The 24,647-nt window shown below is 73.8% G+C and carries 17 protein-coding genes; 5 read left to right on the top strand and 12 right to left on the bottom strand.

Annotation, left to right across the window (positions count from 1 at the left end; all coding sequences use genetic code 11):
* Positions 1-79 precede the first annotated feature (79 nt).
* Complete coding sequence (locus ACZ4FH_RS06840; protein ID WP_383639263.1) at positions 80-865, top strand: hypothetical protein; 786 nt, start codon at positions 80-82, stop codon at positions 863-865.
* Positions 866-929: 64 nt separating this feature from the next.
* On the opposite strand, the gene ACZ4FH_RS06835 is transcribed toward ACZ4FH_RS06840, so the two are convergent.
* Complete coding sequence (locus ACZ4FH_RS06835) at positions 930-1,691, bottom strand: GntR family transcriptional regulator (RefSeq protein WP_467302847.1); 762 nt, start codon at positions 1,689-1,691, stop codon at positions 930-932.
* Positions 1,692-1,836: 145 nt separating this feature from the next.
* Here ACZ4FH_RS06835 and ACZ4FH_RS06830 point away from each other — a divergent pair, with 145 nt between their 5' ends.
* The gene (locus tag ACZ4FH_RS06830; RefSeq protein ID WP_467302846.1) at positions 1,837-2,685 is read left to right on the top strand and encodes a (2Fe-2S)-binding protein; all 849 of its coding nucleotides are present in this window, start codon (positions 1,837-1,839) and stop codon (positions 2,683-2,685) included.
* A 190-nt stretch (positions 2,686-2,875) separates the two neighbouring features.
* Positions 2,876-3,955 carry a DUF2637 domain-containing protein gene (locus ACZ4FH_RS06825; protein ID WP_383639254.1) on the top strand — a complete coding sequence of 360 codons (1,080 nt, stop codon included), beginning with the start codon at positions 2,876-2,878 and terminating at the stop codon, positions 3,953-3,955.
* Positions 3,956-4,010: 55 nt separating this feature from the next.
* Here the strand turns inward: ACZ4FH_RS06825 and ACZ4FH_RS06820 are convergent, their stop codons facing one another.
* Complete coding sequence (locus ACZ4FH_RS06820) at positions 4,011-4,409, bottom strand: ATP-binding protein (RefSeq protein ID WP_467302843.1); 399 nt, start codon at positions 4,407-4,409, stop codon at positions 4,011-4,013.
* 236 nt (positions 4,410-4,645) lie between these two features.
* On the opposite strand from ACZ4FH_RS06820, the gene ACZ4FH_RS06815 reads away from it, so the two are divergent.
* Positions 4,646-5,068 carry a ribonuclease domain-containing protein gene (locus ACZ4FH_RS06815; protein WP_467302842.1) on the top strand — a complete coding sequence of 141 codons (423 nt, stop codon included), beginning with the start codon at positions 4,646-4,648 and terminating at the stop codon, positions 5,066-5,068.
* 115 nt (positions 5,069-5,183) lie between these two features.
* Here the strand turns inward: ACZ4FH_RS06815 and ACZ4FH_RS06810 are convergent, their stop codons facing one another.
* The 7 genes from ACZ4FH_RS06810 to ACZ4FH_RS06780 form a co-directional block, all read right to left on the bottom strand.
* Positions 5,184-7,547 (bottom strand): M9 family metallopeptidase, encoded by a 2,364-nt coding sequence (locus ACZ4FH_RS06810; protein WP_467302840.1) that lies wholly within the window; start codon positions 7,545-7,547, stop codon positions 5,184-5,186.
* A gap of 247 nt (positions 7,548-7,794) precedes the next feature.
* A complete protein-coding gene (locus ACZ4FH_RS06805; protein WP_467302838.1) occupies positions 7,795-8,511 on the bottom strand; it encodes a GntR family transcriptional regulator in 717 nt (238 codons plus the stop codon).
* Between the two features lie 69 nt (positions 8,512-8,580).
* Entirely contained in the window at positions 8,581-9,582 is a 1,002-nt protein-coding gene (locus ACZ4FH_RS06800) for a proline racemase family protein (RefSeq protein WP_467302836.1), read from the bottom strand.
* A 31-nt stretch (positions 9,583-9,613) separates the two neighbouring features.
* Positions 9,614-10,522 (bottom strand): dihydrodipicolinate synthase family protein, encoded by a 909-nt coding sequence (locus ACZ4FH_RS06795; protein WP_467302834.1) that lies wholly within the window; start codon positions 10,520-10,522, stop codon positions 9,614-9,616.
* Between the two features lie 73 nt (positions 10,523-10,595).
* Entirely contained in the window at positions 10,596-12,041 is a 1,446-nt protein-coding gene (locus ACZ4FH_RS06790) for an FAD-dependent oxidoreductase (protein WP_467302832.1), read from the bottom strand.
* Positions 12,022-12,336, bottom strand: coding sequence for a (2Fe-2S)-binding protein (locus tag ACZ4FH_RS06785; protein ID WP_467302830.1), 315 nt, complete (start codon positions 12,334-12,336; stop codon positions 12,022-12,024). Before ACZ4FH_RS06785 ends, ACZ4FH_RS06790 begins: the two co-directional genes overlap by 20 nt.
* Positions 12,337-12,467: 131 nt before the next feature.
* On the bottom strand, positions 12,468-13,643 hold the full coding sequence (locus ACZ4FH_RS06780) for an NAD(P)/FAD-dependent oxidoreductase (RefSeq protein WP_467302828.1): 1,176 nt from the start codon (positions 13,641-13,643) through the stop codon (positions 12,468-12,470).
* A 189-nt stretch (positions 13,644-13,832) separates the two neighbouring features.
* Here ACZ4FH_RS06780 and ACZ4FH_RS06775 point away from each other — a divergent pair, with 189 nt between their 5' ends.
* The gene (locus tag ACZ4FH_RS06775) at positions 13,833-16,946 is read left to right on the top strand and encodes an alpha-mannosidase (protein WP_467302826.1); all 3,114 of its coding nucleotides are present in this window, start codon (positions 13,833-13,835) and stop codon (positions 16,944-16,946) included.
* A 15-nt stretch (positions 16,947-16,961) separates the two neighbouring features.
* Here the strand turns inward: ACZ4FH_RS06775 and ACZ4FH_RS06770 are convergent, their stop codons facing one another.
* The 3 genes from ACZ4FH_RS06770 to ACZ4FH_RS06760 form a co-directional block, all read right to left on the bottom strand.
* Entirely contained in the window at positions 16,962-18,704 is a 1,743-nt protein-coding gene (locus ACZ4FH_RS06770; protein WP_467302824.1) for a pyruvate dehydrogenase, read from the bottom strand.
* A gap of 55 nt (positions 18,705-18,759) precedes the next feature.
* Positions 18,760-20,544: a protein phosphatase 2C domain-containing protein gene (locus ACZ4FH_RS06765; RefSeq protein WP_467302822.1), complete on the bottom strand. Its 1,785-nt coding sequence runs from the start codon at positions 20,542-20,544 to the stop codon at positions 18,760-18,762.
* Between the two features lie 140 nt (positions 20,545-20,684).
* Positions 20,685-24,452, bottom strand: a complete 3,768-nt coding sequence (locus ACZ4FH_RS06760) for a S8 family peptidase (protein ID WP_467302820.1) — start codon at positions 24,450-24,452, stop codon at positions 20,685-20,687.
* Positions 24,453-24,647 lie beyond the last annotated feature (195 nt).

The following is a 24,647-nucleotide window of genomic DNA, read 5'->3' as shown; positions in this document are numbered from 1 at the left end:
GTGTCCGCCCCCGAGGGGGTCCGGACGCTCTCCACAGCTCGATGGCGCGCTCGGGGAGGGCAATGTGGCGCATACCGCCATGTCTGGTTCCGGAACGACAGCAGATGACGATCCGCCGCTCCAGACAGCGGTATGGCGCCTGCGGTCGCGCGCCTGTTGGACGGACGCGGCCGCCCTGCTCGAACACGACGCCGCCACCGACCCGGCCGCGGCCCTCCAGCGCACGGCCCTGCTGACCGAGCGCTGTCTGTACACCGGCCAGGGCTGGACGGAGGCCGAGGACGCGCTGCGCACCGCCGAGGCCATGGCCCAGGACGACGCCGAGCGCGGGGCCGCGGCCTGCGAACGCGGCCATCTGGCGTACGCCTCCACCCTCCTCGGGGTGCGCGACCGGGCGGACGAGGCCCGGGTGGCGCTCGGCCGGGCCGCCGCCCTGCTCTCCCCCGCCGCACCGGCCCGCCCGCTGCTGGACTTCCGCCGGGGCCTGATCGCGCAGAACATCGCCGATTCGCCGCAGGCCGCGCGTGCCGCGTACCGCAGGGCGCACGCCGGGGCGACCGCCCAGGGGGACGCGCTGCTGCTCTCCTCCACCTGGCGCCATCTGGCCCTGATCGCCCTGCGCGAGGGCGAGTTGGCGGAGGCCCGGCACGGTTTCGCGGAGTCGCTGCGGATAAGGGAGGAGCTGGGCTATCTGGTCGGTACGGCCCCGGCCCTCATCGCCATGGCCGATTCGGAGCCCGAGCCGGAGGAGGCGGCCCGGCTGCGCGCCGAGGCGGGACGGCTGTTCCGGCTGCTGGGCGGCGTGCCGACCTGGCTGGCACCGCATCTGGACCCGCCGGACCCGGCGACGGCCGAGGCGAACTGAACCCGTCCGGATCCCCCGGCCGGACGGTGGCCCGGCCGGGGGCGGGTCGGCGGTCCGGGGAGGGTCAGCGGTCCGCGCCCGCGAAGTGCTCCCGCACCAGCGACTGCACCACGGCCACGTCCTGGGCGATCAGCGCGTCCAGGAGGGCGGTGTGCTCGGCGGCGTCGGCCAGCAGATCGGCCCGGCGGGTGGCGGGGTTGTCCTCCAGGGGCCACTGGGAGCGACGGTGCAGATCGTCGGCGACCATCACCAGCTGGGTGTTCCCGGCCAGGGCGAGCACCGCCCCGTGGAAGGCCCGGTCGGCCTCCGCGTAGCTCGCCCGGTCGCCGACCGCCGCCGCCGCGACCGTGGCGTCGGCCAGCGGGCGCAGCGCGCACCAGGCGGCCGGGGGCACGGTGCGGGCGAGCCGCAGCATCACGGGGACCTCGATCAGGGCGCGCACCTCGGCCAGCTCGGCCAGCTCGCCCGGACCGCGCTCGGAGACCCGGAAGCCCCGGTTCGGCACGACCTCCACGGCGCCCTCGACGGCGAGCTGCTGCATCGCCTCGCGCACCGGGGTGGCGGAGACACCGAAGCGGGCGCCGAGCGCCGGGGCGGAGTAGACCTGGCCGGGGACCAGCTCGCCGTCGACGAGGGCGGCCCGCAGCGCGTCCAGGATCTGGCCGCGCACGGAGTGCCGGCGCACCGTGGCCCGGGGGGCGGGCGGCTCGCTGTGGGTGTGCTCGCCCCGGGCCTGTTCGGGCACCCGGACGGACGAGGACGCGGTCATGGGGGCGGCGGACACGTACGGCGCCCACGCGTCCTCACGCGCTCTGCCCTGCTCCACGGGTACCTCCTCGGCCTTCGCGGGCACGGCTCGCGCACACCGGGCCCCTTGTGCACGATAGGCGCAAGGGCCCGCAGTTCAAACATCGATCGCGTCGGGTAAGGTAAGGCTTACCTGCAAACGATCGCGATTCGGTGGTCCCTGCATGACCCTTCCCACGCTTGCCCCCGGCTCGACGGCCTCGGCGGTGACGGACGCGTACGCGCGGCTGGCCGAGGTCTTCCCGGGGCTGCGCGCCGAGGCCCTGCCGGCCGGCGCCCCCTCGCCCGACGGTGCCGGATGGGTGGGCGCGCACGAGCTCGCGGCCGGCGGCTCCGCGCTCGACGCCTTCCTCGTCTGGGACGACGAGCAGGTGGTGCGGGACTACGGCGAACGGGCCCGGCCGGACGTGGTCGCCGGTTTCGGACTGCACCGCTACGCGTGGCCGGCCTGCCTGTTGGTGACGGTGCCGTGGTTCCTGCACCGCCGGGTGCCGAGGATCCCCGTCGAGGACGTGGCGTTCCAGCGGGCGCTGGGCCATCTGACCGTCCGCGTCACGGAGTTCGCCTGCCTGCCGGACGATCCCGCGGCGGGGCTGCCGGGCGCGCGGGTGGTGGCCGACGAAGCCGCGCTGCGCGCCGAGGTGCTGGCGGCCGTGGCCGAGCACCTGGGGCCGGTGCTCGAAGGCTTCCGGCCGCGGATGCGGCGCGGGCGCCGGGCGCTGTGGGGCATGGCGACCGACGAGATCGTCGAGGGGCTCTGGTACATCGGCGCCCTGCTCGGCGAGGAGCCGCGCGCGATGGCCGAGCTGGAGGCGCTGCTGCCGGGCACCGCGAAGCCGTACGTCGGCACACCGGGCTTCCGCGAACTGACCGGGCCCGGCGGGGAGTCGCTGCCGACCCGGGACCGGGCGAGCTGCTGCATGTTCTACACGCTGCGCCCCGAGGACACCTGCGTCACCTGCCCGCGCACCTGTGACGCGGAACGGGTCCGCCGGCTGATGCCCGCGCCCTGATCCGCGCCGCCCGCGGGGAGGGCGTAATTCGAACCCAACTCGGCTTATCCGTATGGGTATTCGACCAGATCGTGAATATCCCACGACTCCGCCACCCCATTGGCGTTCTCTTGCACCGAAACCGCCTGGAAGCGTGGAATTCCCCGGCACGATGGCGTCCGAAACGCCTACGTGACACAAGGGACCGCGCATGAGACTGACCGACATATCGCTTGACTGGCTGCTGCCGGCCGTCGTGCTGCTGGCGGGGGTCATGGCGGCGGCTACGGTGGTCGCGCGCGGCAAGCGCGCCTCTGACACATCCGCGGCCGACGACTCCTGGGAGCGCAGCGAGGAACGGCGCAGACGCAAGGAGGCGCTGTTCGCCACCGCCTCCTACGTCCTGCTGTTCTGCTGCGCCGCGGTCGCGGCGGCCCTCTCCTTCCACGGCCTCGTCGGCTTCGGCCGGCAAAACCTCAGCCTCTCCGGGGGCTGGGAGTACCTGGTGCCCTTCGGGCTCGACGGGGCCGCCATGTTCTGCTCGGTCCTCGCCGTGCGCGAGGCCAGCCACGGTGACGCGGCCCTGGGCTCGCGCCTGCTGGTGTGGACGTTCGCCGGGGCGGCCGCCTGGTTCAACTGGGTGCACGCCCCGCGCGGTCTGACCCACGCGGGCGCCCCGCACTTCTTCGCGGGGATGTCGCTCTCGGCCGCGGTGCTGTTCGACCGCGCGCTGAAGCAGACCCGTCGCGCGGCGCTGCGCGAGCAGGGCCTGGTGCCCCGCCCGCTGCCGCAGATCCGTATCGTCCGCTGGCTGCGCGCTCCCCGGGAGACCTACGGCGCCTGGTCGCTGATGCTCCTGGAGGGCGTCCGCACCCTGGACGAGGCGGTCGACGAGGTGCGGGAGGACCGCCGGGAGAAAGAGCAGAACCGTCTCCGCAGACGCGACCAGGAGAAGCTGGACCGGGCACACATCAAGGCCCTGAACCGGCAGAACCGCGCCTGGACCCGGATCGGCCGCGCACCCGCCCAGGTGGATGTGCAGGCCATCGCCCCGGCGTCGGCCTCCACGCAGTCCGTCGCGGAGCCCGCCATATCGGAAGCGGGACAGCTGCCCCTGAGGCCCCGGCCGTCCCTGCAGGCCGTCAACGGCCCGCAGTCGCGGGACGTGCCGGAGCTGAACGGGACTGATCCCCGGACGGTGGACCTCACCGCCGAGGACGACACCCAGGCCCTGCCCCGGCTCGACTCGCTGGAGCAGAAGCTGAAGGATCTGGAGCAGCAGTTCGGCTGAACCACCGCTCCGGACTCCGTCCGGCGGAAACGGCCCTGATGGTCCCCGTCGACCGTCAGGGCCGTTCGCCGTCGAGTTCGAACCAGACCACCTTGCCCGGACCGCGGGTGCTGACGCCCCAGGCGTCCGCGAGACTCTCCACCAGGACCAGGCCCCTGCCGTGCGTACCGTCGTCGGCGTCCGGTACGTGCGACACGGGCATCCCGGGGACGAAGTCCCGGACCTCCACGCGGAGTCTGCGAGGCGCCACGCTGACGGCGACGACCGCTCCGTCGTCCGTGTGGACCAGCGCGTTGGTGACCAGTTCGCTCAGCAGCAGCTCGGCCACCCGGGCGGGCTCCTCCTTCCAGCGATATCGAAGTAATTCCCTTACCGCACCGCGCACTTCGGCCACGGCCGCCAAATCTGCGCGGCCGACTCTGCGATGCAATCGGGCCAGTTCCTGACGTTCCATGGTCTCCCCCGCCGACACTGTGAATCGTCCCCCTCCGCTCGGTCTTCCTCACGCCATGCATGCCCCGCCTACGCGCTGTCACGCGTCCGCGTTCATCAATACGTGCGAAACCTCCCCCATTTGTTCCGCTCGGACACACCCATGACCGAGGCCATCCCCCGTTCCGGTTAACTTCCGGGAAATTCACTCGACTTGGCGTTGACGGAGCGGCATCTACGCGCGTCATCATGGGTGGCATGCGAATCCCCCCACGGATCACCACGCTCGGCGGCGCTGCCGCCCTTCTGTCCGCCCTCCTCGTCGGCGGCCCGGTCACGGCGACCGCGACCGCCTCCCCCACCGCCACCCCCGTCTCCGCCGCCTCCCTCGCGTCGGTCGGCAGCATCTGCTCCTCGGATCTGCCCTCCCAGGCGCACGACACGCTCGACCTCATCGAGGCGGGCGGCCCGTTCCCGTACTCCCAGGACGGCACCGTCTTCCAGAACCGGGAAGGCGTCCTGCCCGGCCGAAGCACCGGCTACTACCACGAGTACACCGTGATCACCCCCGGCTCCCCGACCCGCGGTGCCCGGCGCATCGTCACGGGCGAGGCGTACGAGGAGGACTACTACACCTCGGACCACTACGCGACCTTCGACCTCATCGACTTCGGCTGCTGAGGCCGTCCCCGGTCCGGTCCGTGCCGCGGCCCTCACCCCCCACCTGCGGCACGGACCTCCGGGCCACGGATGCGCGACCGCACCCGTGGCCCGTGGTCCGTGGTCCGTACGCGGGTCAGTACCGGGTCGCCACCTTCACATCGGCGAAGTCCCGGACGGCGTACAGGCTGATGTAGTGGGCACCCGCCGCCGGACGGTCGATCGTCAGCGTGTGGGCCGTTCCGGCGCCGGTGGCACGGGCCGTGTACGAGCCGGTGGTGGCCCAGCCGTTCGCGCTGTAGTACAGATCGGCGTCGCCCGTACCGCCACTGGTGGTGACGGTGAGGCTGTCGGTACCCGCGGGCACGTACAGATACAGATAGGAGTAGTTGCCCTCGGTGGCCCGCTGTCCGCTGCGGGCGCAGTTCTCGCCCAGTTCGCGCGCGTCGCCCGCCGTGCACTCCGCGGACGGGTCGGGGTCGGGCCCGGTGCTCTCCCCGCAGCTGCCCGCCGCGCAGGCGGTGAGCCAGGTGTTCCAGTCGGCGTCGTAGCGGCTGCCTATGGTCGAGGTGAGCAGGGTGCGCGCCCCGGCCCAGTCACCGGCGCGGTAGCGGGCCAGCAGGGTGTCGACGTCGGCGCGGTGCGACTGGAGCATGTAGCGGACGGCCAGATAGCCCCAGTTGTAGACGCGGGTCTGGTCGGCGTTCTCGTAGGTGGTGTCGAACAGCGTCCGCAGGGTGTACGTGTGCTCCGCGGCGCGGGCGACGGCGTCGTCGTAGGTGACGCCCCGGTAGGAGTAGGAGACGTACTCCGCGAAGCCCTCGACCCACCAGATGGTCGGTGTGGTGATGTTGGCCTCGAAGTCACCGGCCATGTCGAACCGGCCGTCGAGGTAGTGGGTGTACTCGTGGTTGAGGTTCCAGATCTGGAAGTCCGGCCGCGTCCACTCGGCCTCGTAGGCGATGAACCGGGGCTGGTTGCCGGCCGCCGAGGGGTCACCCTCCAGGTACATCCCGCCGTTGTTGGTGTCGATCCCGTAGATCGCTCCGGCGTAGGTCTGGTAGTCGGTGCTGGAGTCGAAGACGATCACTTCGATGGTGCTGTTGAGGTCACCGGCGACGGGTCCGCCGTCCCGGGCGATGCCGTGGAAGTAGGCGTCCTGGCCCTTGAGGCTGGTGCAGGCCTTCGTCAGATCGGCCGACGACATCTGCTGGGCGAGGATGCGGATGCTGTCGCTGCAGGTGTACGAGACCGGCAGGACGGCCGACTTCAGCCGGGCGGCCAGGTCGCAGGTGCCGTACGCGGCGCAGTCGGCCCGGTCGTAGTAGTCGGTCATCTCGGCCAGCCCGACCCAGAGCGGCGCGGTCGGCCCGGTGATCGCGGTGCGGCCCAGGAGGTCGATGACGAGCGGGCGGGCCTTGGGGCGCAGGGACGCCTCCTGGAGGAAGCGGCCGAGTTCCCGTCCGGCGTTGGAGGTCAGGTACGAGCGGTCGGTGCCGAGCAGGCCGAGGTGGTCGCGGGCGAATCCGGCGAGCGCGTCGAGCAGGCTCGGGTCGGCCTCGACGGCGCTGACGAACTCGGGCACCTGGTGGCCGCGGAAGGTCACGGTGTAGACGCTGTTGACCGCGTTGAGCATGTACCAGGAGCTGTCGTACGCGCTGTTGTAGTCGGCGAGCAGCCGCTTGACGACGTACAGGTAGCGGGCGTTCTGTTCCGCGCTGTCGATGAGGACGACCGCCTCGGACAGGGTCTCGCCGTTGGCGTCGGTGACGTCGCGGGAGTGCGACGAGGCGAAGAAGGCGTCCAGCGCGCCCCGGATCGAGGTGCGCAGGGCCGTTCCGTAGTCGCCGACCGTTCCGGGGTCGTAGTACTGCACGTAGTAGCCGGCCCGGAGGTAGAGCACCAGTTGGGGCATTCCGGTGCTGCTGTCGCCGGGGTAGGCGGCCGATCCGTCGCGCATGGCGTCGGCGACGGCGACCATCTGGGACTCGCGGAAGGCGAGGTAGCCGTCATTGCCCTTGACGGAGAACAGCGTGTTGACGCAGTCCGTCGTCGAGGAGCGGATCTGCTGGACGAGGGCGCTGCCGGTGCGGCTGGTGAAGTCGGCCACGGAGCACGCGGCGGCCGGGGCGATTCCGGCGGCCTTCGCCGCGGTGCGGGCCTTCGCCGCCATCGAGGGGGCGGGGTGGCTCGGCTCGGCGGCGTCCGGGGCGTCGTAGTCGCGGCGCAGGGCGTCCTTGGACGCGGTGAGCGGAGCCCGGTCGGCGGGGCTCACGGCGTCGGCGGCCAGATGGTCCGCGTCCCGGACGGGTGCTCCGGCGGAGCGTGCGGCGGGGCCGCCGGCCTCGGGGGCTCCGGTGCGCGCCGGTGCCGCGGCCGGGGATGCCGGCCGGGGCTCGGCGGCCCCGGCCGGGGCCACAAGCAGTCCGATGCCCAGGCATGCGGCCAGGGCCGCGGTGGAGAGTGCGGTGAATCTCTGTCGAACCGTTCGGTTCCTCACGTGCCGCCTCCCAGCGGTGTGGTGCCGTGCGACGCGTCGCACGGCGAGTGGGGGATGGCGCGGGCCGGGCCGTGCCGGAGGCCACCCCGCGGGGCCCGGAAGCCCAGGGGATGACCTGACATGGACACGACCTCATTCGCGACCGTCAGTACAATGGCACATGTCACATGTCCTTAGGAAGCGGCCGCGCACACCTTTGTGAAGCCCTCAACTCATGTGAGAGGCGGAGGCGTTGGCGGGGTCCTGCTCAGGCGCGGCCGGCCGCCGCGCCCTCGGAGGCCGGGGCGGCGCCGCCGTCCGGCGTCCCGTCGGCCCACAGGGAGCGGACGTGGGACATATGGCCGAGCATGCAGGCCTCGGCGCCCTCGGCGTCACCCGCGACGACGAGGTCCAGCAGCTGGACGTGTTCCTGCGCGGAGGCCACCAGCTGGCCCGACTCGGCCAGCCGGTTCAGGCCGAACAGCCGGGAGCGCTTGCGCAGTTCGCCGACCTCCTCGACCAGACGGCGGTTCCCGGCCAGCCCGAGCAGGGCGAGGTGGAAGCGGCGGTCGGCGTCCAGATAGCCCAGGATGTCGTGGCGACGGGCCGCCGCCACGATCTCCTCGGCGGCGGGCCGCAGCGCCTCCAGCTCCCGGGTGAGCCCCATGCGCGCGATCCGGCCCACGGTGGGCACCTCGATCAGGGCGCGCAGGTCGGTGAAGTCGTCGAGGTCCTGCTCGGTCAGTTCGGTGATGCGGAAGCCCTTGTTGCGGACGGCCTCGACCAGTCCCTCCCGGGCCAGGTCGAGCATCGCCTCGCGCACCGGGGTCGCGGAGACGCCGAACTCGGCGGCGAGCGCGGGGGCCGAGTAGACCGTCCCGGGCTCCAGTTCGCCGGAGATGAGCGCCGCCCGCAGCGCGTGCGCCACCTGATCACGCAGATGTTCCCGCGCCGAGAGCGCGTTGAGCGACGTCAGGCGGGCCATGTCTGTTCCTCCGGGGCCGTGCGGAGCCCAAGAATACAATGTGACGTTGCCCGGCGGCCGGGTCCCGGCTCACAGCAGGAACCCTGCGGGGAACGGGTCGGCCGGGTCGAGGAAGTACTGCGCGGTGCCGGTGATCCAGGCCCGTCCCGTCACGGTGGGCACGACGGCCGGCAGCGAGCCCACCGTGGTCTCGGCGACGAGCCGTCCGGTGAACTCCGTGCCGATGAAGGACTCGTTGACGAAGTCGGCGCCCAGCGCCAGTTCGCCCCGGGCGTGCAGCTGGGCCATCCGGGCGGAGGTCCCGGTGCCGCACGGGGAGCGGTCGAACCAGCCGGGGTGGATGGCCATCGCGTGCCGGGAGCGGACGGCGTCCGAGCCCGGGGCGATCAGCTGGACGTGCTTGAGGCCGTGGATGGCGGGGTCGACCGGATGGACCGGCCGGTCGTGCGCGTTGACCGCGTCCATCAGGGCGAGCCCCGCCGCCAGCAGTTCGTCCTTGCGCGAGCGGTCGAACGGCAGCCCCAGGTCCTCCAGCCGGACCATCGCGTAGAAGTTGCCCCCGTACGCGAGGTCGTAGGGCACCGTGCCGTGGCCGGGCACCTTCGCGGTCAGTCCGAGACCGGCGCTGAAGGAGGGGACGTTGGTGAGCGTGACATGGACGGCGGCCCCGTCCTCGACCCGAACATCGGCCGTCACCAGCCCGGCGGGGGTGTCCAGCCGGACCCGGGTGACGGGTTCGGTGACCTCCACCAGCCCGGTCTCCACCAGGACGGTGGCCACCCCGATGGTGCCGTGCCCGCACATGGGCAGACAGCCGGAGACCTCCATGAACAGCACCCCGACGTCGGCGTCCGGCCGGGTCGGCGGCTGGAGGACCGCCCCGCTCATGGCGGAGTGGCCGCGCGGTTCGTACATCAGCAGGGTCCGCACCGCGTCGCGGTGCTCCATGAAGTACGCGCGGCGCTCGGCCATCGTGACGCCGGGCAGGGTCCCGACGCCTCCGGTGATCACCCGGGTCGGCATGCCCTCGGTGTGCGAGTCGACGGCGTGGAAGATGTGACGGCTGCGCAAGGTTCCCCCTCGGTGGTCCGTGCGGGCGGGTTCAGTGCAGGCCCTCGGCGAGGGCCTTCTCGGTGGCGGCGCGCACGGCCGCCAGGGCGTCCGCGCCGAGCGGCAGCCGCGGCGGCCGGGTGGGGCCGCCATGGCGTCCGACGAGGTCCATCGAGGCCTTGATGGCCTGGACGAACTCCGGTTTGGAGTCCCAGCGCAGCAGCGGGTGCAGCGTGCGGTAGAGCGGGAGCGCGGTCTCCAGGTCCCCGTCGACGGCCGCCCGGTACAGCGCGGCGCACGAGGCGGGGAGCATATTGGGGCAGCCGGCGATCCATCCGGCGGCGCCGGCCACGGCGAGTTCGAGCAGGACGTCGTCGGCCCCGGCCAGCAGATCGAGTCCGGGGGCCCGTTCGGCGATCTCGTAGGCCCGGCGGACGTCGCCGCTGAACTCCTTCACCGCGACGACGGAGCCGTCCGCGTGGAGCCGGGCGAGCAGCCGCGGTGTCAGATCGACCTTGGTGTCGAACGGGTTGTTGTAGGCGACGACCGGGAGCCCCGCGGCGGCGACCTCGGCGTAGTGCGCGCGGACCGCCTCGTCCACGCACGGATAGCCGTTGGGCGGCAGCAGGAGCACGGAGCCCGCGCCCGCCTCGGCCGCCCGCTCGGCGCGGCGCCGGGACTGGACGCTGTCGTACGAGGAGACCCCGGGCATGACGCGGGCCCCGTCGCCGGCCGACTCGACGGCGACGCGCACGACCTCGTCGCGCTCGCGGTCGGTGAGGGTCTGGTACTCCCCCAGCGAACCGTTGGGGACCACACCGTCGCAGCCGGCGGCCACGAGGTCGCGCACATGGGCGGCGTACGCGTCGAAGTCGATGGACCGGTCCTCGCGCAGGGTGAGCGGGGTGGCGACCATGACGCCCCGCCAGGGGGTCTCGCGCTGCCAGGTGCTGTCCGTCATCTGGGCTCCTCACATGGGGTGGTGCGGACGGGACGGGAGTGGTGCGGTTTCGGTGGCCGGGCGCGGGGCGCCCTCACGGCTCCTCGGGGCGGTCGGCGCGGGCCAGTTCGCCGAGCGGGACGGGGCAGGCGAACGGCCGGCGGTCCGGGGCGCCGGTCTCCGCCGCGCGGCCGGCCAGTTCCCGGACGGCGAAGCCGCAGGTACGGCCCTGGCACCAGCCCATTCCGGCGCGGGTGAGGAGTTTGACCGTGCGGCTGTCGCCGGCGCCGAGTGTGTCGACGGCCGTACGGACGGCCCCGGCGGTGACCTCCTCGCACCGGCAGATCTCGGTATCGGGCTCCAGCCATCCGGGCCAGCCGGACCCCGGCCGGTGCACGGCCCCCATCAGCCCGGCGAACGCGCGCATCCGCTCCCGGGACCGGCGCAGCGCGGCCGTGCGTCGCGGGTCCCCGGGCGGACCGCCGCGGGCGTCCGCGACCACCGAACGGCCGGCCAGCTCCCCCTCGGTCAGGGCGAGCCGGACCCCGCCGACTCCCCCGGTCTCACCGGCGGCCCAGACGCCCGGCACGGTGGTGCGGGCCCCGGCGTCGAGCACGAGGGCGGCCGTTCCGTCGGGCCCGCCGCGGGTGGCACAGCCGAGGCCGACGGCGAGGTCCAGCTGGGGCACCAGGCCGTGGCCGACGGCGAGGGCGTCGCAGTCCAGGCGGCGCCCGGTCCCCGGCACCGGCCGCCAGTCCGCGTCCAGCCGGGCCACGGTGACCCCGGTGACCCGCTCGGTGCCGTGCACGGCGGTGACCGCCCGGTGCGTCAGCAGCCGCACGCCGTTCCGGGCCAGCGCGGCGCGGTACCGGGCCCCTTCCGCGAGGCGGCCGGGGCAGCGGGCGAGGGTGAGCGGCGCACGGGCGTACGCGCGGTAGCCGGCGGCCTCGACGAGGGCGGGGACACGGGCCCCGGCGCGGGCCAGCGAGACGGCGACGGCCTGGAGCAGCGGTCCGCTGCCCGCGACGACGATCCGTCGGCCGGGCAGCACCAGGCCGGACTTCAGCATGGCCTGGGCGCCCGCCGCGCCGACGACGCCGGGCAGGGTCCAGCCGGGAAAGGGCAGCTGGCGTTCGGTCGACCCGGTCGCGATCAGCAGCCGGCGGGCCCGGGGCGCGGCCGGACCGTCCTGCCCGTCGGGTCCGGTGACACAGTGCAGGGTCCAGTCCTCGCCGGTCCGTTCGACCGTCCAGACGTGGTGGGCCGTGAGGTGGCGGATCCGGCCCGTCGCGCGGTGCCGGGCGAGGCGGGCGGCGAGCGCGGCGAAGGCCTTCCGGCCGTGGTGCGGCGGCTCGGGACGCCCGGCCGCGAGCCCGGGGGCGGGGGTGCGGTAGTACTGGCCGCCCGGCGCGGCGGCCGTGTCGAGCAGCAGCACGTCGAGCCCGCCGTCGGCCGCGGTGACGGCCGCCGCGAGCCCGGCGGGGCCGGCGCCCACCACCGCGAGTGCGGCGGGGGCCCGTTCAGTCGAGGTGTCCGGCATGCCCGTTGCCCTCCTGCGTGGTGACGACGTCGCCGGGCCGGGCCGGAACGAGACAGGCCCGCCGGTTGGGGCTTCCGTTCACCGTGGCCAGGCACTCGTAGCAGGACCCGATCCCGCAGAAGGCGCCCCTGGGCCGTCCCCCGTTCCGCGTGGTGCGCCAGCTGAGCACGGAGGCCGCCCAGAGCGCGGCGGCGATGCTCTGTCCGGGCAGGGCGGGGACCGGCCGGCCGTCGAAGATGAGGGTGAACGCGGGTGCGGCCGCGGAGGCGGGGGTACGGGTACGGGGGCGTCTCACCAAGGGCTCCTGCTCGTTCGGGAGGGGCGGTCGGGGTGGGGCGGGTCCGTCGTCTGCGTGGGGCCCGGCCGAAGCGCTCCGGACGGCCGGTCACGGGCGCCCGGACCGGGGCGGACCGGGCGGCCGGCCGCTCATGCGGTCCGGACGGTCACCGGTTCCGGTCCGAAGCGGTCCGGGCGGAAGGGGTGCGGGTCGAGGGGTGGCCGCTCGCCGAGGAGGGCGGCGGTGATCAGGGCGGCCGTCGCGGGGGCGAGCCCGATTCCGGCGCCCTCGTGGCCGCAGGCGTGGAAGAGGCCGGGGACCCGGCCGTCCGGGCCGATCGCGGGCAGATGGTCGGGGAGGTAGGGCCGGAAGCCGTGGTAGGCGCGGAGCACCCGGGTCCGCGCCAGCACCGGGAACAGCGCGGCCGCCGCCGCGGCCAGCCGGCTGACGACGGGGACCGACAGGGTGCGGTCGTAGCCGACCCGTTCGCGGCTGGCCCCGATCAGGACGGGCCCGGCGGCCGTGCCCTCCACCACGGGTGAGGTCTGGAGTTCCGCGGAGGCGCTGGACACGTCGGCGACGTACTCCGCCGCGTACACCTTGTGCCGGATCAGGCGCGGCAGGGGCTCGGTGACGAGGACGAAGCCGCGCCGGGGCAGGACGGGCAGCTCCACCCCCGCCAGCGCCGCGAGTTCCCCGCCGTGGACGCCCGCCGCGTTGACCACCGCCGGGGCGAGCAGATCCCCCGCGTCCGTGCGCACGCCCCGGACCTCGCCCCGCGGCCCGGTGAGGACGGCCGTGACCGCGCGGCCGGGGAGGAACACGGCGCCGTCGTCACGGGCGGCCCGGAGCAGATGGGCGGCGGCCAGGGCCGGCTGGATCTGGGCGTCCTGCGGATAGTGCACGCCCCCGGCCAGCTGGGGCGTCAGATGGGGTTCGAGGACGCGCAGTTCGTCGGGGCCCACGGACTCGGTACGCACGCCGGCCGCCCGCTGTCCCTCTGCGGTCCGGCCGAGGGCGGCCAGCGACTCCGGTCCGGCGGCCACCACCAGACCGCCCTTCGCCTCGAACTCCACCGCCTCCGGCAGCTCTTCGGCCAGTGAGCGCCAGAGCCCGAGGGAGAGGAGCGCGAGGTCCAGCTCGGGTCCGGGCGGTTTGTCGGAGACCAGGAGGTTGCCCTCCCCCGCCCCCGTGGTGCCGCCCGCGACCGGCCCCCGGTCCACGACGGCGACCGCGAGTCCGGACCGGGCGGCCGCCCGCGCACAGGCGGCACCGACGACCCCGGCCCCGACGACGATCACGTCCCACGGCTTCTTCGTGAACACGTCAGTAATATGTCACATGGTTCTGAGGGTGCCAAGAGGTCGTCGGCACAGGTGATCTGACGGCCCTTCATGCGTGCGCCACGGGGTGCGGGGCCGACGGAGGGAGGCTCCGGCCGGTGAGGGATGGCCCGCGGCAGCAGGGGAAGACAAGCCCTTGACCCTGCCTGACGGCGATCCGGAGGAGCGGCGATGCACGACGACAGCGCACTGGTGGAGGCCCGGCTGGAGCGGGCCCTGAACCAGTTCATCCGCCCCGCCACGTACGCGGACCGGACGCCGCTGACACTCGCGGTGTGGCACGTCCGGGGCGAGCCGGTGCCGGTGGCGGAGGCGCTGGCCGCCTCGTACGAACCCTTCACGACGGGCACGGAGTGGGGCGCGCCCTGGTCCACCAGCTGGTTCCGGCTGACCGGGACGGTTCCCGCCGCCTGGGCCGGCCGGCGGGTCGAGGCGGTCGTCGACCCCGGCTTCTCCGGCCAGGCGCCCGGTTTCCAGGCCGAGGGCCTGCTGTACGACGCGGAGGGCGTGCCGCTCAAGGGCGTCCATCCGCGCAACCGCCACCTCACCGTCACCGCGTCCGCCGCCGGCGGCGAGACGGTCTCCCTGCTGCTGGAGGCCGCCGCCAACCCCGCCGTCCTGGAGCACGGCTTCGCGCCGACACCGCTCGGCGACGTCCTGACGGCGGGCGACGTGCCGCTGTACCGCTTCGCCTCCGCCGACCTCGCCGTGCTGGACGAGAAGGTGTGGCATCTGGTCCTGGACATCGAGGTGCTGTCCGAGCTGATGCGGGAGCTGCCCGCCGACCGTTCGCGGCACCACGAGATCCTGCGGGCCCTGGAGCGCATGCTCGACGCCCTGGACCTGCACGACGTCTCCGGCACGGCGGCGGCCGGCCGGGCCGAGCTGGCCGGGGCCCTGTCCCGGCCGGCGTCGGCGAGCGCCCACCGGATCTCGGCTGCCGGGCACGCCCACATCGACTCGGCGTGGCTCTGGCCGCTGCGCGAGACGGTCCGCAAGGCCTCGCGCACCTTCGCCAACGTCACCGCGCTCGCCCAGGACTATCCGGAGCTGGTCTTCGCCTGTTCGCAGGCCCAGCAGTACGCCTGGGTGAAGGAGCACCAGCCGCACGTCTGGGAGCGGATCCGGCGGGCCGTGGCCGAGGGGCAGTGGGAGCCGGTGGGCTCGATGTGGGTGGAGTCCGACGCCAATCTGCCGGGCGGCGAGGCGCTGGCCCGGCAGCTCGTGCACGGGAAGCGGTTCTTCGAGCAGGAGTTCGGCGTGGAGACCCGGGAGATCTGGCTGCCGGACTCCTTCGGCTACACCGCCGCGTTCCCGCAGCTGGCCCGGCTGGCCGGCGTCCGCTGGTTCCTGACGCAGAAGCTGTCGTGGAACCAGACGAACCGGATGCCCCACCACACCTTCTGGTGGGAGGGCATCGACGGCACCCGGGTCTTCACCCACTTCCCGCCCGTCGACACCTACAACGCGCAGTTCCACGGCAGCGAACTCGCGCACGCCGAGAAGAACTTCCGGGAGAAGGGGCTGGCCGGCCGCTCCCTGGTGCCGTTCGGCTGGGGCGACGGGGGCGGCGGCCCCACCCGGGAAATGCTGGAGAAGGCGCGCAGGCTCGCCGATCTGGAGGGCTCCCCGCGCGTCGCGGTCGAGAAGCCCTCCGCCTTCTTCGCGGCGGCCGAGGAGGAGTACGGGGCGCGGGCCCCGGTCTGGTCGGGCGAGCTGTATCTGGAGCTGCACCGCGCCACGTACACCACGCAGGCGAAGACCAAGCAGGGCAACAGACGCAGTGAACACCTCCTGCGCGAGGCGGAGTTGTGGGCGACGGCAGCGGCCCTGAGGTCGCCGGAGTACGCCTATCCGTACGACGAGCTGGACCGGATCTGGAAGACGGTGCTGCTGCACCAGTTCCACGACATCCTGCCGGGATCCTCGATCGCCTGGGTGCACCGCGAGGCGCGGGAGACGTACGAGAGGATCCGCGAGGAGCTGGCCGGTCTGATCGCGGACGCGGTGGCGGCCCTGGGCCCGGCGCGGGTCCCGGCCGTCCTCAACGCCTCCCCGTACGCCCGTTCCCAGATCCTCGAACTGGACGCCGAGGCGAGCGCGCTGCTGCCGTCCGGGGCGCGGGCGCAGCGGCTGGGCGGGAGCCGCACGCTGGTGCCGGCCGAGGTGCCGGGGCTGGGGGCGGGGCCGCTGGACGGTGCGGCGCTCCCGGGGGCACCGGTCACGGCCGGGGCGTCGCAGGACGGCGGCAGCGTGCTGGACAACGGGCTGCTGCGGGTGGTGGTCGACGCGGACGGGCTGATCTCCTCCGTCCGCGATCTCGTGGCGGACCGCGAGGTGCTGGCCCCGGGCCACCGCGCCAATCTGCTGCAACTGCATCCGGACCACCCGAACCACTGGGACGCCTGGGACCTCGACCGCCACTACCGCCGCTCGCACACCGATCTGACGGAGGCGGAGCAGGTGGAGCGGGTGGAGGAGGGACCGCTGCGCGCCTCGGTGCGCGTGGTCCGCGCCTTCGGCGCCTCGGCGGTCGTGCAGGAGATCCGGCTGGCGGCGGGGTCCCGGCAGGTCGACATCGAGACCGAGGTGGACTGGCAGGAGTCGGAGAAGGTCCTCAAGGCGGCCTTCCCGCTCGATGTGCACGCCGAACGGTCCACGGCCGAGATCCAGTTCGGCCATGTGCACCGGGCCACGCACGACAACACCGGCTGGGACGCGGCCCGTTTCGAGATCTGCGCCCACCGCTGGCTGCGGGTCGCCGAGCCGGGGTACGGCGTGGCCGTGCTCAACGACTCGACGTACGGCCACGAGGTGGTCCGCACCCCGCACCCGGACGGGCTGGGCACGACCGTACGGCTGACGCTGCTGCGCGCCCCGCACAGCCCGGACCCCGGCACCGACCTCGGCACGCACCGCTTCCGGTACGCGCTGGCACCCGGGGCGGAGGTCACGGACGCGGTCCGGGAGGGGCTCGCCCTCAATCTGCCGCTGCGGGCCGCCGTCGCGCCCCTCGTCCCCGCGCTCGTCGAGACCGGTCATCCGGCGGTGACGGTGGAGTCGGTGAAACTGGCCGACGACCGCAGCGGCGATGTGGTGGTGCGGCTGTACGAGTCGGCGGGCGGGCGGGCACGGGCGCGGCTGCGGGCGGCGTTCCCCGTGGTGGAGGCGCGGATCACCGATCTTCTGGAGCGCCCGCTGGGTCCGGCCCCGGCCGGGCCGGACGGGCTGGAGCCGGAGCTGCGGCCGTTCCAGATCCTGACGGTGCGGCTGACCCCGGCCTGAGGCGGCCGGCCCGGGTCAGGGGCGGGGCACGTTGCGGAGGTTGGAGCGGGCCATCTGGACCATCCGGCCCACCCCGCCGTCCAGCACGATCTTTCCTGCGGAGAGCGCGAATCCGGTGACCATGTCGGCGCTGATCTTCGGGGGGATGGAGAGCGCGTTGGGGTCGGTGACGACGTCGACGAGGGCGGGGCCGTCGTGCTTGAAGGCGTCCTTGAGCGCGCTCTCCAGCTGCTTGGGCTTCTCGACGCGGACGCCGTACGCCCCGGCGGCGCGGGCGACGGCCGCGAAGTCCGGGTTCTTGTTGGTCGTGCCGAACGACGGGAGGCCCCCGACGAGCATCTCCAGTTCGACCATGCCCAGCGAGGAGTTGTTGAAGAGGACGACCTTCACCGGCAGGTCGTACTGGACGAGGGTCAGGAAGTCCCCCATCAGCATGGTGAACCCGCCGTCGCCGGACATGGAGACGACCTGCCGGTTCCGGTCGGTGAACTGGGCGCCGATGGCCTGCGGCAGCGCGTTGGCCATGGAGCCGTGGCTGAACGAGCCGATCACCCGGCGCTTGCCGTTCGGTGTCAGATAGCGGGCCGCCCAGACGTTGCACATACCGGTGTCGACGGTGAACACGGCGTCCTCGTCCGCGAGGTCGTCGAGCACCGAGGCCACGTACTCGGGGTGGATCGGGACGTGCTTGTCGACCTTGCGGGTGTAGGCGCGGATCACGCCCTCCAGCGCGTCGGCGTGCTTCTTGAGCATCCGGTCGAGGAAGCGGCGGTCGCTCTTCGCCTTCACCCGGGGCGTCAGACAGCGCAGCGTCTCGCGGACGTCGCCCCAGACCGCGAGGTCGAGTTTGGAGCGCCGGCCCAGGTGCTCGGGGCGCACATCGACCTGGACGATCTTCACATCGGTGGGCAGGAAGGCGTTGTACGGGAAGTCCGTGCCGAGCAGGATCAGCAGATCGCACTCGTTGGTCGCCTCGTACGCGGCGCCGTAGCCGAGCAGCCCGCTCATGCCGACGTCGTACGGGTTGTCGTACTGGATCCACTCCTTGCCGCGCAGGGCGTGGCCCACCGGGGCCTTGACCCGCTCGGCGAACTCCATGACCTCGGCGTGCGCGCCGGCCGTTCCGCTGCCGCAGAACAGCGTCACCCGTTTGGCCTCGTCGACCATCCGGCAGAGCTTGTCGATCTCCGCGTCGCCGGGGCGCACGGTGGGCCGCGAGGTGACCAGGGCGTGTTCGACGGACTTCTCCGGGGCGGGCCGGGAGGCGACGTCGCCGGGCATGGTGACGACCGAGACGCCGCCCCGGCCGATGGCGTGCTGGATGGCGGTCTGGAGCAGCCGGGGCATCTGCTGGGGGTTGGAGATCATCTCGTTGTAGTGGCTGCACTCCTGGAAGAGCAGCTCCGGATGGGTCTCCTGGAAGAAGCCGAGGCCGATCTCGCCGGACGGGATGTGCGAGGCGAGCGCGAGGACCGGGGCCATGGAGCGGTGGGCGTCGTAGAGGCCGTTGATGAGGTGCAGGTTGCCGGGGCCGCAGGAGCCCGCGCAGGCCGCGAGTCCGCCGGTGATCTGGGCCTCGGCGCCGGCCGCGAACGCGGCGGTCTCCTCGTGCCTGACCTGGATCCAGTCGATGTCCGGGTGGCGCCGGATGGCGTCGACGACCGGGTTGAGACTGTCACCGACGACCCCGTACATCCGCGTGACGCCTGCCCGGGACAGGATGTCGACGAACTGCTCCGACACGTTCTGCTTGGCCATGGGTGCGCACTCCCTCGACGGTTCTCCGGAGTCCATCAACCCATGGCCAGCGTGGTTACGCCTCCCAGACGCCGACCGCCGTCCGGTCGTCGGCGTACCCCGCCACCCTCAGCCGGGCGTCGTCGAGGAAGACGCCGAGGCCCGGTGGACCGGCCGCCGACCAGCGGGCGGACAGGGCCTCGGCCAGGGCGGGCTCGCCGCGCAGCGGCGCGGCCAGGCCCTGGCTGCACAGCAGGAGCGTGTCGCCCGGCCGGGCGACGGAGGCCCGGAAGCGGAAAGGCTCGGCGGGTGGCGGGACGGGGGCCTCGACATAGGGCGCGGGGGCGGTGGTGATGCCGAGGTCCATGGTCAGGCGCTCGCCGCCGGGGGTGCTCTCGGGCACGGCCGCGCCGAAACCGGCGACGGATTCGGCGGCCGGCGGCTCGCTCTGCGGCACCAGCGGTTCGAGGTCCTGCCAGCCGCCGTCGCGGAGCCGGAACAGCCCGCCGCCGCCGACGCCGAAGAAGACCCGGGTGCGGCAGCCGGGGTCGGCGGAGAGCAGCAGGCAGCGCAGTCCGGCGCTGTACTCCGCGGGTTCCAGGCCGAGTTCGGCGGCACGGGCGCGCAGCTTGCCGTACGTGCGGTCGGCGAGCCGGTGCAGTCCGGACTTGAGGTCGCCGCGCCGGTCCGCCCTTATGTCGTCGGAGAGCCGGGCGTGGCTCCGTCCGACGGCCTCGCCGATCCAGCGGCAGGCGTCGGCGGCGGCCAGATGGGCGAGGTCCGCGGTCCGGCCGCCGCCGGCGACCGCGACCAGGACCAGCGCGTCCTCCCCGGCGCCGAAGCGGACGGTCAGCAGCGCGTCGCGCCGGGGCTCGCCCCGGTACCGCGCGGAGTCGCCCCGTACGGAGGCGGCCCGCAGGGTGTACGTGCCGTAGCGGGCGCCGTCGAGGACCGTGTCGGGGACCAGCCCGTCCAGGGCGCGCGGGTCGCTCGCGGGCAGCGCGGTGGGCTCCGCGTCGTACGTGGGCGGCCGGGCGCCCACATGCCCCACCTCGGCGCGCGGCGCGGGAACGGGTGCCGGAACCGGCTCCGGATCGGGCTCGGGCTCCCGCGCCGCCGAGGGCGTGCTCTCGACCGGCGGCCGTTCCGTGACCGGGCGACGGGGCAGCGGCGGCACGGCGGCTTCCACGGGCTCGGCGGGCGCGGCGGGCTCGGCGGGCGCGGCGGTGACCGGTTCGGAGGAGGGGGCGGGCTCCGGGGCCGCCGGTGCGGAGGGGGCGGCGACGGTGGGTGCCTCGGTCTCGTCCCACGGGGCGCCGGCGGCGGCCGGGGCCGGGGCGACGCGGGGATCGGCCGAGGGCCGTGAGGGTTCCCAGGAGGGCGGCTCCCAGGACGGCGGCTCCCAGGACGACAGGGACGGCGACGGCTCCGGCGGCGGGGCCGGCTCCGGAGGCGGCGGGGCCGCGTCCCGTACGGGCGGTGCGGGCGGTGCGTCCCGTACGGGCGGTGCGGGCTCCGGCGGTGGTTCCGGTGCGGCCGGGCGGGGTGGGGTGAAGGTGCGGGGTCCGGGTGGGCCGGCGGGCGGCTCCCACGGGGCGCGGGCGGTGAACTCCGGCGACCGGGGCGGCACCGTATCCGCCGTTCGGGTGACGGCGGCGACCGCCTCCCTGGGCTCCGGCACGGGTGCGGCGGCCCCGTCCTCCCCGCCGGCCCCCGGCCGCAGCGCCCCGGACGCCGAGTCGAAGCGGTCGTCGAGCGTGTCGGCCACCTGGCTCGCCCCGGTGTCCGGGGCGGATTCGTCGTACAGCCTGCGCCACCAGTCGTCCTCGTGGGCGGCGGGCGTCTCCCCCTGCTGACTCATGCCCTTATTGTCCACCGCGAGGGCCGTACGAAAACGGGACATCCGGAAAAAGTGCTCGGGCCCGCCCCCGCACAGGGGTCCGCCGGGCGGCCCCACCCCCCACGGGAAGGACGCCCGGCGGACCGGTCGGTGATCCGGCGTCAGCGCACGGCGTAGGCGTCGGTCACGGTCTGGACGACGGAGTTCCCGTGGGAGTCCGTCAGTTCGGTGCGCAGGGTGACCGGCTTCCCGGCCGCGCCCGCGTGGTCCACGGTCGCGGTCCACCGGCCGTCGCGCCGGGCGGTGACGGCCTCGGTCCAGGTCTCGCCGCCGTCGTAGGAGTAGGAGGCCCTGGCGGAGGTCACCGTGCCCGGGGTGTAGCCGGCGTGTCCGGTGACGCTCAGTCCGATGGTCTGGCCGTCCTTCGCGGGCAGCGTCTTCATGCCGTCCGAGGGGAGGTCGTACCCGGGGAAGAGCAGCGGGATGCCCTGCGAGTAGACGTTCTCGTCCCGGTGCGAGCGGAACCGCCAGGTGGTCTCGGTGCGCGTCGAGCGCTTCCACACGGCGGCCGGCTGGCCCGACTTGGCGGTCATCAGGGTGAGTTCGTACGCCGCGTCCCCGGCCGGGACCTCGAAGACCCCGGAGGGCCAGCCCGTCCGGCCGGTCTCCTCGCCGTCGCGGGTGAGGCGCAGACTGCCCAGATCACCGAACGAGCCCTGGATCCCTGCGTGTTCGGTGTCGCTCCAGAAACCGGGGGCGACGCCGATGAGGTTGTCCTGGCGTTCGGCGGCGAGCTGTTCGGCGCCGTTCGCGTCGCGGGGCGCGGACGGGACCAGCAGGCCCCGGTACCACTCGGCGTCACGGTGCGAGCCCGCCCGGTAGGTGCGGAACGGGTCCATCATGTACTCGCCCCACGGGAAGCTGGACGAGAGGCCCTGCTGCCAGGTGCTGTCACCCGCCGAGTAGTACTCGGTCCGCTTGCCCGGCGCAGGAACGGTGTCGAACTGGCCCACGGAGAAGTTCGCCCCGTAGGGACGGGCGACCACGAGCGTGTCGACGAAGTCGGTGGCGACGCCCATCGACTCGTAGGTGGAGTCGACCCGGCCGAGCGCGCGGTCCCTGACCCGGTAGGTGCGGTCCGAGGTGACCGGGCCGTTCTCGGGGAAGGCCAGGTTGTAGACGAACGGGCTGACGGCGGTGGCCTTCCAGTCCAGGGCGACCGGTCCGGCGGCCAGCGCGCCGGCCAGGCCCTCCGCCTCGTCGGCGGGGATGCCGAGCGTCGGCAGCGGTGCCTGCGCGTATCCGACGGACGGCTGCCAGGGGCCCGCGGAGGGGCGGTGCACCAGCAGGGCCACGGCCCCGGCCGCCTTGGCGTTCTTCGCCTGGGCGCTGACCGTGCCGTCGTCCGGGACGGAGACCAGGACGACCCTGCCGGAGGCACCGGCGGCGGCCAACTCCTCGGGGGTGCCCTTCCCGGCGTCGACGAGGGCGGCCCGGCCGGTGCCGTCGAGGTTGACGGAGCCCTGGGAGGCGGCGACCGGGTGCAGGGCGGCGCCGGAGACCACCGACAGCTTCTCGATCTTCGGGGCGTAGGCGCGCCAGAAGCTGTCGAACTCGAAGGAGCCGTCCTGGGCCCTGCCGCGGATGTCGACGCGGTAGTCCTTCACGAGTCCGCCGGCCGTGAGGGAACCGGCGTGCAGCCAGGTGCCGTCCCAGGTCCGCCCGAAGGCGAGGGTGCCGCTGCGGGTCTCGCTGGTCCGGTCCTCGGTCCGCACCCCGATCCGGTGGGCCGTGCGGGAGTCCAGGACCAGGGTCGTGTCCTCGGTGAGGTTCAGCTGCGGCCGGGCGAGGTAGGCGACCGAACCGGCGAGCCGCCCGGTGGCGTCCTCGGGGTTCGGCGAGACGACGAATCCGGAGACGAAGTAGGCGCCGGGGCGCAGTTGGTACACCTGGTCGGCGGAGCCGTTGTTGAAGCGGCGCTCACCGGTGGCGGTGTCGGTGCCGATGACGTCCAGCGACGAGGATCCCTCGGCGGCCCTGCCCCGGTTGTCGATCAGCTTGACGCGCAGGGTGACGGTCTCGGCCCCGACGTACAGCGAGAACGGGGTGGAGACGGCGGTCCCGCCGGGGGCCGTGGCGAGGATCCGGCCGGTGATGTCGCCGTACTGCGCGGCCTTGAGACGCGCGGTCGGATCGAGCTTCAGCGGGACCTCCGCCGTCCCGCCCGCGGGCACGGTGACGCTCTTCGCGCCGAGGGCGGCGACGGAGGAACGGACGGCGGAGCCGTCGTTGCCGGTGACGCCCCGGACGGCGAGCGACAGTTTCACCGGCTTGTCGCCGGTGTTGGTGTACGGGATCCGCAGGGTGGTGCGGTCCGTCGCGTCCTGGGGCCAGTTGAAGGTGCCGCCCTGGACGGCGGGGGCGCCGGTCACGGTGGTGTCGATCGCGGCCTTCACGTCGAGCCGTCCACCGCCGGTCTCGCGGACGTCGCCGGGGACGTCGCTCTTCGCGGAGGAGACGAGGGCGGCCTTCACCTGCTGGGCGGTCCAGCCCGGGTGGCGCTGCTTGACGATCGCGGCGGCGCCGGCGACGTGCGGGGCGGCCATCGACGTACCGGACATCGAACGGTAGGCGTAGACGCCCCGGCCGCCGGCCGAGGCGGCGGAGATCGCGACGCCGGGAGCGGCGATCTCGGGCTTGAGGGTGTGGGCGCCGATGGCGGGGCCCCTGCTGGAGAACGGCGCGGTGGAGTCGTCGCGGTCGACGGCGCCGACGGTGAGGACGCTGGGCGCGCAGCCGGGCGAGGAGACCGTGTTGAGCGCCGGGCCGAGGTTGCCGGCCGCGACGACGAACAGGGTGTCCTTGCTCTTGCCGAGCTCCTCGGCGGCCAGGCTCATCGGGTCGGTGCAGTCGGTGGGGGTCTGGCTGCCGAGGCTCATGGAGACGACGTCGGCCTTCCGGTCGACGGCCCACTGCATGCCCGCGATGATCCAGGAGGAGTCGCCGGAGCCGCTGTCGTTGAGGACCTTGCCGACGAGGAGTCCGGCCCCGGGGGCGACGCCCTTCTTCTTCCCGCCGCTCGCCGCGCCGGAGCCGCCGACGGTGGAGAGGGTGTGGGTGCCGTGGCCCTGGCGGTCGTCGGTGGTGTCGGAGTCGGTGAAGTTCTTCGACTCGGTGATGCGGCCTTCGAGATCGGGGTGTCCGGCGTCGGCCCCGGTGTCCAGGACGGCGACCGTGGTGCCCTTGCCGTCGTAACCGGCGGCCCACGCGAGATCGGCGCCGACCTGCTTGGTCGAACGGTCCAGGCTGGCCTCGACCTTGCGGTCCAGCCAGAGCTTCTTCAGCCCGGCGGCGGAGCGGGACCGGGCGGGGCCCGTGACGTCGGCCCAGAAACCGGCGGCCTGCTTCTTGTCCGCCTTGAGCGCGACGCCGTCGATGGACGGGAGGGCCAGTCCGCGCACGGCGCCGCGCGGGGTGGCGGGCGCGCTGCGGGCGGTGCTCGCGGTGTACGTGGCGATGACGGGTACGGAGTCCGCGTGGGCGTCGTCGTAGCCCTGGCGGATCAGCCCGGTGACGTTGAACAACTCCTCGTCCACGGTGCCTTCGGCGAGCGCCTTCGCGGCGCCCTCCGGGTAGACGTAGAGGTCCCGGCCCGAGCGGCGGGTCTGCACGAGGGGGACGGTGCCGTCCTCGCGCGGCTGGGCGGTGGCCGAGGCACGGCCCGACGTGTCGGTGTTCACCCGGATCCGGTCGCCGGTGACCAGGGTGACGGTCACGGGTTCGGCGCCCCGGTCGGTGGCCGCGCTGCCGGTCAGTGGCCTCTTCGCGGTCGTGTCGCCCGGTGGCGCCGCCACGGACGGTGCGATCACCGTGACGGCGAGGACCGCGGCGGTGGCCGCCCCCAGTGCCGTACGCGATATCGGACGCATCCCTCTCCCCACGTCAAACCAGAACGGACAGGGCAAAGCCCCGCGTTCCGGAGGTTGTTGGTGCTGCGGTGGCGCCACATTGGCAGAGTGGCGGGCGGTACAGGGATGATGTTGTGCGGCGGGTTTACGCCGTGGCCGTTTTCCGCCACGGCCGTCGCACCGCGCCGCCGTACGCGCCGGGGAAACCACACGTCC

It is taken from the genome of Streptomyces sp. NPDC024555, from assembly GCF_055559335.1.
The sequence above is the reverse complement of the archived record's forward strand: the minus strand, read 5'-3'. Positions and strand labels throughout refer to the sequence as shown.

Bases quoted from the DNA above. Each gene is read 5' to 3' on its own strand.
- ACZ4FH_RS06825 (WP_383639254.1), top strand. From the start codon at position 2,876: ATGAGACTGACCGACATATCGCTTGACTGGCTGCTGCCGGCCGTCGTG.
- ACZ4FH_RS06760 (WP_467302820.1), bottom strand. From the start codon at position 24,452: ATGCGTCCGATATCGCGTACGGCACTGGGGGCGGCCACCGCCGCGGTC.
- ACZ4FH_RS06815 (WP_467302842.1), top strand. From the start codon at position 4,646: ATGCGAATCCCCCCACGGATCACCACGCTCGGCGGCGCTGCCGCCCTT.
- ACZ4FH_RS06840 (WP_383639263.1), top strand. From the start codon at position 80: ATGTCTGGTTCCGGAACGACAGCAGATGACGATCCGCCGCTCCAGACA.
- ACZ4FH_RS06770 (WP_467302824.1), bottom strand. From the start codon at position 18,704: ATGGCCAAGCAGAACGTGTCGGAGCAGTTCGTCGACATCCTGTCCCGG.
- ACZ4FH_RS06765 (WP_467302822.1), bottom strand. From the start codon at position 20,544: ATGAGTCAGCAGGGGGAGACGCCCGCCGCCCACGAGGACGACTGGTGG.
- ACZ4FH_RS06830 (WP_467302846.1), top strand. From the start codon at position 1,837: ATGACCCTTCCCACGCTTGCCCCCGGCTCGACGGCCTCGGCGGTGACG.
- ACZ4FH_RS06775 (WP_467302826.1), top strand. From the start codon at position 13,833: ATGCACGACGACAGCGCACTGGTGGAGGCCCGGCTGGAGCGGGCCCTG.
- ACZ4FH_RS06795 (WP_467302834.1), bottom strand. From the start codon at position 10,522: ATGACGGACAGCACCTGGCAGCGCGAGACCCCCTGGCGGGGCGTCATG.
- ACZ4FH_RS06805 (WP_467302838.1), bottom strand. From the start codon at position 8,511: ATGGCCCGCCTGACGTCGCTCAACGCGCTCTCGGCGCGGGAACATCTG.
- ACZ4FH_RS06820 (WP_467302843.1), bottom strand. From the start codon at position 4,409: ATGGAACGTCAGGAACTGGCCCGATTGCATCGCAGAGTCGGCCGCGCA.
- ACZ4FH_RS06790 (WP_467302832.1), bottom strand. From the start codon at position 12,041: ATGCCGGACACCTCGACTGAACGGGCCCCCGCCGCACTCGCGGTGGTG.